Origin of the sequence: Companilactobacillus sp. HBUAS59699, from assembly GCF_036913575.1 — a bacterium.
In the GTDB taxonomy this organism is placed as follows: domain Bacteria; phylum Bacillota; class Bacilli; order Lactobacillales; family Lactobacillaceae; genus Companilactobacillus.
This window is the reverse complement of the sequence record NZ_JAYKTV010000001.1, coordinates 581,524-595,276: the sequence shown is the minus strand read 5'-3', so window position 1 is coordinate 595,276 and position 13,753 is coordinate 581,524. Positions and strand designations below refer to the sequence as shown.

Below are 13,753 nucleotides of genomic sequence, written 5' to 3'. Positions count from 1 at the left end.
ATCAAATATGATGATCTATGCTATTTATATGAAATGAGAGATGAAAAAATGAGCAAAAAAATTAAAATCGTCCTTTTAAGTGGTGTACGTGAAAATGGAAAGAACATGTATGCCGTTGAGGTCAACGATGAAATTTATATTCTAGATATTGGTCTACAATATCCAGATAATGATTTATATGGAATCGATGTTGTCGTTCCAGATATGACTTATATCAAAGAAAACATCGACAAAGTTGTCGGAATCTTCTTATCACACGGACATGCTGATGCGATTGGTGCATTGCCATACTTGATCGGCGACTATGATATTCCTGTTTTTGGTTCAGAAATGACCATTGAATTAGCCAAAATCGTTTGTTCAAATGATAAGAGAAGTAAGAAATTTAATAATTTCCACATTATTGATGAGAATACTGCCATTGATTTTGAGGAAGCCACAGTGTCATTCTTCAAAACAACACATTCTATTCCTGGATCACTTGGTATTGATGTTAAGACTTCTGAAGGTCAAATCGTTTATACTGGTGACTTCAAGTTTGATCAAGCTGCAGTTCCTACATACAAGACAGACTATGCTAGAATCGCAAAAATCGGTAGTGAGAGAGTATTAGCCTTGTTGAGTGATTCAGCTAATGCGGAATCTCCTTACGAAAATTCAAGTGAACGTGATATTTATGAGTATATCCTTGATACATTCAGTTATCATAATGGTCGAATAATTGTAGCTCAAGTCGCATCAAATATTCAAAGAATGCAACAAGTTATAGATGCTGCTGATAAGACTAACCACCGTGTTTACTTATCCGGTACAGATGCTGAAAAGATTCTAAAAACAGCTATGAAATTAGGATACTTGAAGATTGCCAATAAAGAATTGCTCGTAAGTACTAAAGAACTTAAGACGATCGATCAAAACAAGTTAGTAGTTATTGAAACTGGACGTATGGGCGAGCCTATCAAATTATTGCAAAAAATGGCTAATCCTGCTTCTAAGACTAAGTTTCAAATTGAAGAGGGAGATTTGGTATTCATCGCTACAACTCCTTCTCATGCAATGGATACAACCTTTGCTAAGACCCGTGACGCTATTTATCGTACAGGTGCCGAGGTTAAGTCATTAGGTGATGAAAAGCATTCATCAGGCCACGCCAATAAGTCTGATCTACAATTGATGATCAACTTATTAACTCCTGAAAATGTGGTTCCAGTTCAAGGTGAATACAGACTTCTAGATGCACATGCCCGTATTGCACATGAAACAGGGATGCCATATCAAAATATTTTCCTAACTAAAAAAGGCGACGTCCTAAACTATGAAAATGGACAATTTTACCTTGGTAAAGGTGTTAATGCTGGAGATACAATGATCGATGGTATCGGAGTAGGTGACATTGGAAGTATTGTCCTACGTGACCGTGAATTATTAGCTGAGGATGGTGTTTTCATCGCTGTTGCAACAATTGACCGTAAGAAGAAAAAAGTTGTAGCAAAGCCTAAGATCACTGCTCGTGGATTTGTTTATATGCGTGCAAGTAGAGATCTATTAAGTGAAAGTTCCGATATCATTGTTAATACTATTGTTGATTACTTACAAAATAGTAAAGACTTCGATTGGTCAGATTTGAAGCAAAGTGTTCGTGACAAGTTAAATCACTTCTTGTATGAACAAACAAATCGTCACCCAGTGATATTGCCAGTAATTATGGAAGTTAATCAAAACAGACATAGAAAATCTAAGAAATAGGTCGACCTCGGTCGATCTTTTATTATAAAGAGGTACTTTTAATGGACGACTCAAATAACCTAAAACGCATACTGGATCAAGCTGCGGATGCCTATGACAAGGGCAATTGGGATGATGCAACGGAACTATACACACAAGCATATGGAATGCGACAATCGTTTGATATCAATCAAGGATTGGCTGCTTCTTTGTTGAACTCAAAAAGAGCTGATGAAGCTGAGGCCGTTATTTTAGATTATTTTAATTATTATTTGAGTGATCCAGAAGCTGCAAGCTTGGCAACAGATATTGTGATTGAGAATAACGACTATTTATTAGCAAACCAGATGCTATATTTTTACGCTACCAATCCCTTATCTACGATTCAGAAGACGTTTATTGATGGATTTGAGAATCGGGTCAGAATTTCTGAAAGTCGTCATATCCGCTCATTTAAGCCACGGATGAAACAAATTGAAGAGTCCTTGAATTCAATTGTCACACAACCAATAATCGATCAAATACAGCTGATAAGAAGTCTCAGAGAGTTTGACATTGAAAATTATTTAAGAAGTGCCAAAAATTTATTGGGAAATCCATTACTACACCCGCTACTAAAGAGTGAAACTGTCGAGAATTTGTTCAAGCTAGGTATCAATGAGGATATTGATATTTCATTTTATGGTGAAAATAAAAAATTCAATCCATCGAAGCTGAAGCCTATATTATCAACAAGTGTGTACTTAGAAATGTGTGATGAATTGGAAAAAATCCTTGTTGATAGTGAAAATGAAGTACAGTTGGAGAACATGAGAAGTGAACTCTCTTTATATGCTGCAATGGTATATCCATTTGGAGAAGATATTATAAAAACGCCAACACTCTGGACAAGAGTATTCCTTTTGCGGTATGGTTTACTCGATGAGTCTCTAGTTGGGGACGATCCGGAGCTTCCAGAGGTTAAAAAATGGATTAAAAGATTCGATTCTTTAATAAATACCTTTCAACAGTGAAATAAAATAAACTTTTTTCACTTATAGTATTTACAATTTTGACCGCGCCCCGTATAATCCAAAGAGTATATTTTTAGTAGGCGAGTTATACTGAATTACTTTGCTTTCGCCACTGAAAGTAGTATAATTTTTCAGTAAAGAGCCATCTAAAGAACATTTTCTTTGGATTAATCTTATGAAATGAAATTTTAGGAGGATTCTTTGTAATGGCAGAAAAAGAACATTATGAGAGAACTAAGCCCCATGTAAATATTGGGACAATTGGTCACGTTGACCACGGTAAGACAACACTTACAGCCGCAATCACTAAGGTATTGGCTGACAAAGGTTTAGCTAAGGCTGAAGACTACGCTGATATTGATAAGGCCCCAGAAGAAAAAGAACGTGGGATTACTATCAACACAGCTCACGTTGAGTATGAAACTGAAAAGCGTCACTATGCACATATTGATGCTCCAGGACATGCTGACTACGTTAAGAACATGATCACTGGTGCTGCACAAATGGATGGTGCCATCCTTGTTGTTGCTGCAACTGATGGTCCTATGCCACAAACTCGTGAACACATCCTTTTGGCTCGCCAAGTTGGTGTTGAATACATCGTTGTATTCCTAAACAAGACAGACCTTGTTGATGATGACGAACTTGTTGACTTAGTTGAAATGGAAGTACGTGAATTACTTTCAGAATACGATTATCCTGGGGACGATACACCTATCGTTCGTGGATCAGCTTTGAAGGCTCTTGAAGGTGACCCAGAGGAAATCAAACATGTTGAAGAACTTCTTGACATTATTGATGACTACATCCCAACACCTAAACGTGAAACAGACAAGCCATTCATGATGCCTGTTGAAGATGTATTCACAATCACTGGACGTGGTACTGTTGCTTCTGGTCGTATCGACCGTGGTGAAGTTAAAGTCGGTGATGAAGTTGAAATCGTTGGTTTGAAGGAAGATGTTGAAAAATCAACTGTTACTGGTCTAGAAATGTTCCGTAAGACATTGGATCTTGGTGAAGCCGGAGATAACGTTGGTGTTCTTCTTCGTGGTATTAACCGTGATCAAGTTGAACGTGGACAAGTTCTTGCTAAACCAGGTTCAATCCAAACTCACACAAAGTTCAAGGGTGAAGTTTATATCATGACAAAAGAAGAAGGTGGACGTCATACTCCATTCTTCTCAAACTACCGTCCTCAATTCTACTTCCATACTACTGACGTTACTGGTGTTATCGAATTGCCAGAAGGCGTTGAAATGGTTATGCCTGGTGACCAAGTTACTTTCGAAGTTGACTTGATTGCTCCAGTTGCCATTGAAAGTGGTACACGTTTCACTGTTCGTGAAGGTGGACGTACTGTTGGTGCTGGTGTTGTTACAGATATCTTAGACTAATCTCTTTGATCAAATGTTGATAACAAACCTTTAAAATTGAGTTGAGACTTAGGTCTCAGCTCTTTTTTTATAGAATTTCTATATAAAAACAAACAAAAGTATCATATAATGTTAAAGTAATGTCTGAAAAAGGCTTAGAATCAGCGTCAAATATTTACAATACTGCCGTTTTAGGGTAATATTACAAAGTATGAGATCGTGAAATATACCGGAGGGATAAAATGTCTGCTAAGGCTAAATTTACAAAAAAAGAAAAAAACACTGGTGAATTAAAATTTGAAATTGACCAAGATACAATCAAAAAAGGTTTAGACACTGCTTTTGATCGTGTTAAAAAGAACTTGAACGTACCTGGATTTAGAAAGGGTCGTGTACCTCGCCAAATCTTTAACCGTATGTATGGTGAAGAAGCACTTTATGAAGATGCTTTGAACAATGTTTTGCCAATCGCATATCAACAAGCTGTTGATGAAACTAAGGTAGAACCAGTTGATCAACCACAAATTACTGTTGATTCAATGGAAAAAGGTCAACCTTGGGCTATTAGTGCAACAATCACTGTTAAGCCAGAAGTTGAACTTGGTGACTACAAAGGTCTAGAAGTTAAGAAACAAAAACGCAATGTTATGAAGGCTGACGTTGAAGCACGTCTTGAAGAACTACAAAAGCAACAAGCTGAATTAGTTCTTAAAGATGGTAAAGCTGAAAATGGTGACACAGTTGTTATCGACTATGTTGGTTCAGTTGATGGTAAAGAATTTGATGGTGGTAGTGCACAAAACTATTCACTAGAATTAGGTTCAAATTCATTTATTCCTGGATTCGAAGACGCATTAGTTGGTCACAGTGCTGATGAAGACGTTGACGTAAAGGTTACATTCCCAGAAGATTACCAAGCTAAGGATTTAGCTGGTAAAGATGCCATCTTCAAGACAAAGATTCATGAAGTAAAGACAAAGGAATTGCCTGAATTAGATGATGACTTTGCTAAAGACGTTGACGAAGACGTTGACACACTTGATGATCTTAAGAAGAAGATTCATGATGAATTGAAAGATCAAAAGAAGCAAGCTGCTGAAGATGCTATCCAAGAAGAAGCAATCTCTGCTGCAGTTAAGAATGCTAAGATCGACGAAATTCCTCAAGCTATGATCGATACAGAAGTTGACAACCAAATGAACCAATACTTGGCTAACTTGCGTCGCCAAGGTATCGATCCTAAGTTGTACTACCAAATGACTGGTACAAACGAAGACGACTTGAAGAAGCAATTTGCTAAGGATGCCGCAGAACGTGTTAAGACTGACTTAGTTATTGAAGCAATCGTTGCTAAGGAAGATATCAAACCTTCAGACGATGAAATCAAAGACGAAATCAAGTCATTAGCTGACGAATACAACATGGAAGAAAGTGCTGTTAGAAATGCACTTTCAGATGACATGTTAGCACATGATATTGCTGCTAAGAAAGCAATTGAAATGATTGTTGATTCAGCTGAAGAAAAATAATTTCGATTATTTGTTAAATTAAGAGGCCGTCAGGTCTCTTTTTTTGTGGGTGTGGTATGGTTAAAGTAGTCGGTGTGATTAGGGGATTTAGTCTGTATAAACTAATTACTTTACTACTAATCACTTAAATGCTAGACTTTCAAAGTATCGGAACTATTGAAGGAGAAAATGCATATGTTTGATAGTACAGAAACTACAGGTACAATCAGTTGTTCTTTCTGCGGAAAGACTCAAGACCAAGTTAAAAAAATCGTTGCTGGACCCGGTGTCTATATTTGTAACGAATGTATTGATTTATGTAAAGAGATCATTGATGAAGAATTAAAAGATAGTGCACCATTAAATCTTGATAACATCCCAACACCAGTTGAGATCAAACACATTCTTGATGATTATGTAATCGGCCAAACTGCTGCTAAGCGCGCACTTTCAGTTGCTGTTTACAATCACTATAAGAGAATTAACAAAATGGAACATTCAAAAGATGGTGAAACTGAACTACAAAAGAGTAATATTGCCTTAATCGGACCTACTGGTTCAGGTAAGACTTTCTTAGCTCAAACATTAGCTCGTATTTTGAAGGTACCATTTGCTATTGCTGATGCTACAACATTGACTGAAGCAGGTTATGTTGGTGAAGATGTTGAGAACATCTTACTTAAGTTATTGCAAAATGCTGACTTTGATGTTGAAAAAGCTGAGCATGGTATTGTTTATATCGATGAAATTGATAAGATCTCAAAGAAGAGTGAGAATGTATCAATTACGCGTGATGTATCAGGTGAAGGTGTCCAACAAGCTCTCTTGAAGATTCTTGAAGGAACAATTGCTAGTGTGCCACCACAGGGTGGTAGAAAACATCCACAACAAGAGCTTATCCAAATCGATACAACAAATATCTTATTTATCGTTGGTGGAGCCTTTGATGGTATCGAACAAATCGTCAAGAATCGTTTAGGCGATAAGACAATTGGCTTCGGTGCTGAACAAGCTGAAACGCAATCTCTTGATGAAGAGAAGAGTTTGATGCAACAAATCATTCCTGAAGACTTAATGAAGTTTGGTATTATACCAGAATTTATCGGTCGTATTCCGATCGTTACAGCATTGGAAAAACTTACTGAGGATGATTTGGTTGAGATCCTTACAAAGCCTAAGAATGCTCTTATTAAGCAATATCAAGAACTATTGTCACTCGATGGAGTTGAATTACAATTTACTGATGGTGCGTTGAAGGAAATCGCTAAGATGTCAATCGAACGTAACACCGGAGCTCGTGGTTTACGCTCAATTGTTGAAGAAACAATGCTTGATACAATGTTTGATATTCCTGGACGTAAAGACGTTGAACGTGTCAAAGTAACTAAAGATGCAGTTCGTAAGCTAAAAGAACCAGAATTGATTCTTAAAGATGGAGAGGTTGCCTAATTGGGCAGCCTTTTTTGTTTTATGATAAAATACTTACATTGAGGTGAATTATGCAAGTAAATAATGTATCTATGAACTTGAGTGCAGTAAGTTCAAAGCAGTATCCAGATGAAGGGTACCCTGAAATAGCCCTATTAGGCCGTTCTAACGTCGGTAAGTCATCATTGATAAATACTTTAATCAATCGCAAAAGCTTTGCTAGAACGTCTAGTACGCCTGGTAAGACGCAGACACTTAACTTCTACAACATAGAAGACTTGTTGTATCTAGTCGATGTCCCAGGTTATGGCTTCGCTAAAGTGTCTAAGAAGCAACGTGAAGAGTTTGGAGCGATGATCGAAGAATATCTGACAACTAGAAGTGTCCTAAAGGGTGTTGTTATCTTAGTGGACGGTCGTCATGCACCAAGTGATGATGATATTTCAATGTACCAGTATGTTAGTTATTATCATATTCCAACGCTGATCGTAGCGACAAAGATGGACAAGATCAAACGGAATCAATGGAACAAGAGTATCAGTCAAGTTACCAAGTCAATGCAGATCAATCAAACCGATGATCTACAATTATTTAGTGCTGAGACAAAGTATGGCAAAGATGAAGTGTGGGAATGGATTGAAGCTCATATGAAATAGTGCTTAGTTTGTCCTTAGATGCCGCTGACAGTGGGTAACAATTCCATCTGCCGTAGGACCGGTTTCAAACTACGTTTTCAACCTCGCCTGGAAGCCTGTAGTCTTCCAGGACGTCCGGTGTACTAAGCGATAAATCGCTAAGTACACTATCACGGCGGATTCCATTGTTACCACTGTCAGCTAAGTTTGTATTGTTATTTTTATATTACTGAGATTAGCTAGCATATCAAAAAACTATTTTGATATGCTATTTTTTAAGAGAAATAAAATTTAGCTGTAAGTCAGTAGTAATGGAATCAGTAGCTATAGTGGTGTTAATGCGGCGGTTTTGCGCATTTACAGCACGGATGTCTTGGTTGACTTGCGGTTTATGCAAAGCAACCAAGCAAGGTATGAGACCTTGGCTCAGACCGGTCCAGCTACAGATGGAATTACTATTGACTGGAAGCGGAAGCAAAAGAAACTTTTTGTAATTCAAATAAAGCCAGTCACAAGTATTTCAAAACCTAAAATTAAAAATTATTTACAAAAATTAAATATTTTTAATAAAAAACACTTGCATTATTTTGATTGTCTGCTAATATAACTTACATAAATTAAATTTCAGCTTCACAATAAGTAATCAATTACCTGAGTGTTAAGAGAATTGACGGTTGGTGCGAGTCATGCAGGGTAATCTGATAAAATACCAAGCTGAGGTTTCGTGTCCGACGTTACAGGAGTAAAGAGCAGATAATCTAATTATCTGAATTTGGGTGGTACCGCGCAATTAGCGTCCCTGCATATACTGCAGGGGCGCTTTTTTATTCCCAGCAACTCGGGCAAAAAAATAGGAGGAAATTTACATGAACATTATTGATGAACTTTCATGGCGTGGTCTGATCAACCAACAATCTGATGAAGAGGGCTTAAGAAAGTTAGTCGACGAGAAAGACATTTCACTTTATTGTGGAATGGATCCAACAGGAGACTCAATGCATATTGGTCACTTGTTACCATTTATGACATTGAAGCGTTTCGGTGATATGGGTCATCATCCATATATCGTTATCGGTGGAGCTACTGGTTCAATTGGCGATCCAAGTGGTAAAAAAGCTGAACGCCCAATGCAAACAATGGAACAAGTTAATCACAACGTTGAAGCTCTAAGTAATCAAGCTAAGAGAATTTTCAAAGATTTCACAATGGTTAATAACTATGATTGGACAGCTCCAATCGGAATCTTAGACTTCTTACGTGATTACGGTAAATTGTTTAACGTTAACACGATGTTAGGTAAGGAAATTATTTCCAGTCGTTTGGAAGCAGGTATTTCCTTTACAGAATTTACCTATCAAATCTTACAATCATTGGACTTCCTAACACTTTATCGTCAACACGATATTCAATTGCAAGTCGGTGGTGGTGACCAATGGGGTAACCTTACAGCTGGATTGGATCTAATTCATAAGGCTGAAGGACCAGACGCCAAGGTTTATGCTTTGACAATTCCATTGTTGCTAAAAGCCGATGGTACTAAATTTGGTAAGACCGCTGGTGGAGCTGTATGGCTCGATGCCAAGAAGACATCACCATATGAATTCTATCAATTCTGGTTCAACCAAGATGACAAAGACGTAATCAATCTTCTTAAGAAATTTACTTTCTTAAATCAAGATGAGATCGCAGCTTTAGCTGAAAAAGTTAAGACGGCACCTGAAAAACGTGAAGCACAAAGAACTTTGGCAGAAGAAGTTACTAAATTCGTTCACGGAGAAGAAGCACTTAAAACAGCAGAAAAAATTACTGAAGTTCTCTTCTCTGGCGAAATTCAAACCTTAACAACGGATGAAGTGGCACAAGCCTTTCATGGAGTACCAAGTGAGGAAATCCCTTCAGATGAAATCAACTTGGTAGATCTATTGATTGCCGCAAATGTCGATAAGTCAAAACGCCAAGCACGTGAAGACATTCAAAACGGTGCTATCAGAATCAACGGGGAAAGACTAACTGATACAACGACAATGATCGATCCTAAAGATTCATTTGATGGTAAATACATCGTTATCCGTCGTGGTAAGAAAAAGTACTTCTTAGCCAAAATTAAATAAATTTAATTAGGGCGATGAATAGTATGAGAAAAGATAAAAAACTAAGTACATTAGAGAGTTTAATTGTAATGGTAGTAATGTTTGGAATATTAGGAACTATGATGATCGGTTTCGGTATGACACCTCAAGTTCCAATTCTTTTGACATTTACTTTGTTACTGTTTTATGGAAAGTTTCGTGGTTTTAGTTGGACCGAGTTGCAAGATGGAATCGTTGAGGGTGTCAAACCAGGTATCATTCCAATGATAATTTTCGTAATGATTGGAGTCTTAGTAGCATCATGGTTGATTTCAGGAGTTATTCCGACAATCATGGTTTATGGTTTAGAGATCCTTAATCCACATTTCTTCTTATTTACAGTTTTTGTAAGTTGTTGCTTAGTTGGTGTTATTGTCGGTAGTTCATTTACGACTATTTCAACTTTAGGAATTGTTTTCATGGGTATTGGACACGTCATGGGTATTGGTCCTGTACTTACCGCTGGTTCAATTGTTTCAGGTTCTTTGTTTGGTAATAACATGTCACCATTATCTGGGACAACTAATTTATCAACTGGTATTGCTGGAGTTAAGAATGTTTTCAGTCACATTAGAACAATTTCACACACAGCGTTAATATCTGCTGCAATAACTGCTATTATCTTTTTATTCATCGGCCACAGTAATGGTCAAGTGGATATGAGTTCAGTTCATCATATCGTTAATGCATTGCAAGCTAATTTCTTCGTATCACCATGGATGTTATTACCAATCATCGTTTTGATCGGTTGTGCTATTATGCAAGTACCAGCCATCCCTACATTGTTGAGTGGTTCATTGACAGCTATCATCATGGATATGTTCATTAATCACACATCATTCAAGACAATCAGTACTGTGATCATGCAAGGATTCAAACTTAATTCATCTGACAAACAGATCAATGCCATCGTTAGTGGTGGTGGTGTTTCTAGTATGCTAGATAGCATTTCATTGATCTTAGTAGCTTTGACACTTGGTGGTGTCTTACTAAAACTTGGTGTCGTAGAGAATTTGATCGGCAAGTTAAGTAGTAAGGTTAATACACCAGGCAAATTGGTTAGTGCGTCAATGCTTAGTGCAATTGGTGTTAACTTTTTAGTTGGTGAACAATACATTTCAATCATTTTACCCGGAACAACTTTCCGCGGTAACTTCAAGAAGTTAGGAATCCAACCTCAATACCTATCACGTGTACTTGCAAGTGGTGGTGCTGATATCAATGCATTAGTTCCATGGGGCGTTAGTGGTATTTTCATTTCAGGTATTTTAGGAGTAAGCCCATTTGCCTTTATCCCATTTGCCTTTTACGTTTGGATGAACCCTCTGTTGACCGTTGCTTTTGCATTTATCTTTGGCAAGAATTACATGAAGGATTCAGAGACTAGTTCAGAAAAAATTTCCTTCAAAAAACCAGTTTTAAACACTAATAATTAAATATAAAAAATAAAATAAAACGACTTTCGTTGACTGATATAACAGTCTGAAAGTCGTTTTTTGTATTGTAAAAAATCAAATTAGTTCTTGACGATTATTTGCAATTAACATATAGTATTTCCAACGAAAACTTTTAAGCAAGTCCAGTGAGGCTTGAAAGGTTACATACAGTTTTCGTAATAAAATTATGAAAAAATAAAAGAAGACAACTTTTAATCGGATCCAGTGAGGTCCCAAAGGTTATACGAGTAAACTCCAACTTTGGGACACTGAATCTGACAGTGTCCCTTTTAATTTGGAGGAAAAAGCAATGAAGCACATACTTTCAATGTCAGATTTAACAAACGAAGATGTATACGGATTGATCGATACAGCAATCGATTTCAAGAATGGTAAGAAATCAGATATCGGCCAAGATAAATTTGCAATGAATTTGTTCTTCGAAAACAGCACGAGAACAAAATCAAGCTTTCAAGTAGCGGAAATGAAATTAGGTATGAAGGAAATTGCTTTCGAAGCATCAACTTCTTCAACAACAAAAGGCGAGAGCTTATACGATACAGTGAAAACAGTCGAGAGTATCGGTGCTAGTGTGGCAGTAATCCGTCACAGCCAAGATAAATATTATGAAGAATTAGTCAACAACAATGTCAACATTCACATCATCAATGGTGGTGATGGAACTGGTCAACATCCTTCACAATCTCTACTAGATCTAATGACGATCTATGAACACTATGGTCACTTCGAAGGTTTAAAAGTTGGCATCATCGGTGATTTAAGTCATTCACGTGTGGCCCATTCAAACGCTGAAATTTTAACAAGATTAGGTGCAGAGGTAAGCTTCGGTGGATTAGATTCATGGTATACCGAAGAATTCCAAGCAATCGGTTCACATATGAATGTCGATGAACTTTGCCAAGAAATGGACGTTGTTATGTTGTTAAGAGTACAACATGAACGACTAAGTTCAGAAGAGAACCAAAACTTCTCTAAAGAAGATTACTTTAACAAATATGGTTTAAACATGCGCCGAGTTGAAATGATGAAGCCTGATGCTATGATCATGCATCCAGCACCAGTTAATCGTGGAGTTGAAATCGCAGACGACGTAGTAGAATGCGACAAGTCATACATTTTCCCTCAAATGACAAATGGTGTGTACATGAGAATGGCAATGATCGAAGCGGTACTCGAAGGAGCAAAAATTGACAGTGAAACTAATCAAGAACGCCAAGCTGTATTACGATAATCAAATCTTAGACAGGGATGTTTTAGTCGAGAACGGTAAGTTCAAAGAAATAGCCCCAGAATTAAACATAGAAGATGCTGAAGTAATAGATGCTAAACATAATTTAGTGACACCGGGACTAGTCGATGTACATGTGCACTTTAGAGAACCAGGACAAGTACATAAAGAGACGATCAAGACCGGTAGTGCAGCCGCAGCCCATGGTGGATTTACCACTGTTGGAGCCATGCCAAATGTTACGCCAGTACCAGACGATGTTGACAAGTTCAAACATCAGATCGAATTAAATCAGCAATCAAGTATCAAAACTTTGCAGTATGCACCTGTTACATTAGAAGAGACATCTGATAAATTAAGTCCGATTGAAGATCTTGATGCGGCTGGAGCCTTTGCTTTTTCTAACGATGGGCATGGGATCAACAATGCCAAGACAATGTTTGATGCCATGCAAAGAATTGCACAATTAAATAGCCATTTGGCGGCACATGTTGAAGATCAGAACTTATTCAATAAGGGTGTCATCAATGCTGGAGCTACAGCTACGAAGTTAGGTCTTCCAGCAATTGAGCGAGTTGCTGAAACTTCACAGTTGGCAAGGGATCTACTTCTTGCCAAGGAAACTGGAGTGCATTACCATGTATGTCATATTTCGACTGCTGACAGTGTTCAATTGATTAGAATCGCTAAGGATGCTGGTATCAATGTAACTTGTGAGGTAACCCCACATCATTTATTACTAAGTGATGCCGATATTATTGAGAATGATGCTAATTTCAAGATGAATCCTCCACTAAGAAGTGAAACGGATCGTGAAGCCTTGATAGCAGGTGTACTAGATGGCACAATCGACATGATTGCGACTGATCATGCACCGCACGCAGTCGATGAGAAGAATCAAGGATTTTTAAAGAGTGCCTTTGGTATCACAGGAATTGAAACCTCATTCCCATTAATGTATAAGCTATTTGTCAAAAGCGGCATGATGAATATTAAACGTCTACTAGACATCATGTCTACACGCCCAGCAGAGCTTTTTGGACTAGATGCGGGTAGAATTCAACTTGATAAAGCAGCTGATTTTACGATAATAGATTTGAATGAAGAATATTATTTTAAAAAAGAAGACTTCCTATCTAAAGGTGTGAATACACCGTTTGTTGGTAGTGAATGGAATTGTTTTGGTAAGATCAAGAAGACATTTGTGAATGGTGAGGAAGTTTATTCGGATTAAAAAGAGGGAGGAACAGGTAA

Annotated in this window: 10 protein-coding genes; all 10 read left to right on the top strand. The window is 37.5% G+C overall.

The features are described from left to right. Positions 1–48: 48 nt before the first annotated feature. The 10 genes from U8519_RS02980 to U8519_RS02935 all read left to right on the top strand — a co-directional run bounded on the left by U8519_RS02980 (position 49) and on the right by U8519_RS02935 (position 13,733). On the top strand, positions 49–1,746 hold the full coding sequence (locus U8519_RS02980; protein ID WP_334328837.1) for a ribonuclease J: 1,698 nt from the start codon (positions 49–51) through the stop codon (positions 1,744–1,746). 41 nt (positions 1,747–1,787) lie between these two features. Next, positions 1,788–2,738: a tetratricopeptide repeat protein gene (locus U8519_RS02975; RefSeq protein ID WP_334328836.1), complete on the top strand. Its 951-nt coding sequence runs from the start codon at positions 1,788–1,790 to the stop codon at positions 2,736–2,738. A 206-nt stretch (positions 2,739–2,944) separates the two neighbouring features. Further along, a complete protein-coding gene (gene tuf, locus U8519_RS02970) occupies positions 2,945–4,135 on the top strand; it encodes an elongation factor Tu (protein WP_334328835.1) in 1,191 nt (396 codons plus the stop codon). Positions 4,136–4,356: 221 nt separating this feature from the next. Continuing rightward, positions 4,357–5,643 (top strand): trigger factor, encoded by a 1,287-nt coding sequence (gene tig / locus U8519_RS02965; RefSeq protein WP_334328834.1) that lies wholly within the window; start codon positions 4,357–4,359, stop codon positions 5,641–5,643. A 174-nt stretch (positions 5,644–5,817) separates the two neighbouring features. After that, the gene (gene clpX / locus U8519_RS02960) at positions 5,818–7,071 is read left to right on the top strand and encodes an ATP-dependent Clp protease ATP-binding subunit ClpX (RefSeq protein ID WP_334328833.1); all 1,254 of its coding nucleotides are present in this window, start codon (positions 5,818–5,820) and stop codon (positions 7,069–7,071) included. Positions 7,072–7,121: 50 nt separating this feature from the next. Then, complete coding sequence (gene yihA, locus U8519_RS02955; RefSeq protein ID WP_334328832.1) at positions 7,122–7,706, top strand: ribosome biogenesis GTP-binding protein YihA/YsxC; 585 nt, start codon at positions 7,122–7,124, stop codon at positions 7,704–7,706. A gap of 845 nt (positions 7,707–8,551) precedes the next feature. Further along, on the top strand, positions 8,552–9,796 hold the full coding sequence (tyrS, locus tag U8519_RS02950) for a tyrosine--tRNA ligase (protein ID WP_334328831.1): 1,245 nt from the start codon (positions 8,552–8,554) through the stop codon (positions 9,794–9,796). Between the two features lie 23 nt (positions 9,797–9,819). After that, positions 9,820–11,250, top strand: coding sequence for a Na+/H+ antiporter NhaC family protein (locus U8519_RS02945; RefSeq protein ID WP_334328830.1), 1,431 nt, complete (start codon positions 9,820–9,822; stop codon positions 11,248–11,250). A gap of 310 nt (positions 11,251–11,560) precedes the next feature. Then, a complete protein-coding gene (locus tag U8519_RS02940) occupies positions 11,561–12,502 on the top strand; it encodes an aspartate carbamoyltransferase catalytic subunit (protein WP_334328829.1) in 942 nt (313 codons plus the stop codon). After that, positions 12,459–13,733 carry a dihydroorotase gene (locus U8519_RS02935; protein WP_334328828.1) on the top strand — a complete coding sequence of 425 codons (1,275 nt, stop codon included), beginning with the start codon at positions 12,459–12,461 and terminating at the stop codon, positions 13,731–13,733. The genes U8519_RS02940 and U8519_RS02935 overlap by 44 nt, the downstream gene beginning before the upstream one ends. Positions 13,734–13,753: the final 20 nt, after the last annotated feature.

What these genes read in the sequence shown, in the direction of transcription:
- clpX (WP_334328833.1), top strand. Translation starts at nt 5,818, where the DNA reads ATGTTTGATAGTACAGAAACTACAGGTACAATCAGTTGTTCTTTCTGC.
- yihA (WP_334328832.1), top strand. Translation starts at nt 7,122, where the DNA reads ATGCAAGTAAATAATGTATCTATGAACTTGAGTGCAGTAAGTTCAAAG.
- U8519_RS02945 (WP_334328830.1), top strand. Translation starts at nt 9,820, where the DNA reads ATGAGAAAAGATAAAAAACTAAGTACATTAGAGAGTTTAATTGTAATG.
- tuf (WP_334328835.1), top strand. Translation starts at nt 2,945, where the DNA reads ATGGCAGAAAAAGAACATTATGAGAGAACTAAGCCCCATGTAAATATT.
- U8519_RS02940 (WP_334328829.1), top strand. Translation starts at nt 11,561, where the DNA reads ATGAAGCACATACTTTCAATGTCAGATTTAACAAACGAAGATGTATAC.
- U8519_RS02975 (WP_334328836.1), top strand. Translation starts at nt 1,788, where the DNA reads ATGGACGACTCAAATAACCTAAAACGCATACTGGATCAAGCTGCGGAT.
- tig (WP_334328834.1), top strand. Translation starts at nt 4,357, where the DNA reads ATGTCTGCTAAGGCTAAATTTACAAAAAAAGAAAAAAACACTGGTGAA.
- U8519_RS02980 (WP_334328837.1), top strand. Translation starts at nt 49, where the DNA reads ATGAGCAAAAAAATTAAAATCGTCCTTTTAAGTGGTGTACGTGAAAAT.
- tyrS (WP_334328831.1), top strand. Translation starts at nt 8,552, where the DNA reads ATGAACATTATTGATGAACTTTCATGGCGTGGTCTGATCAACCAACAA.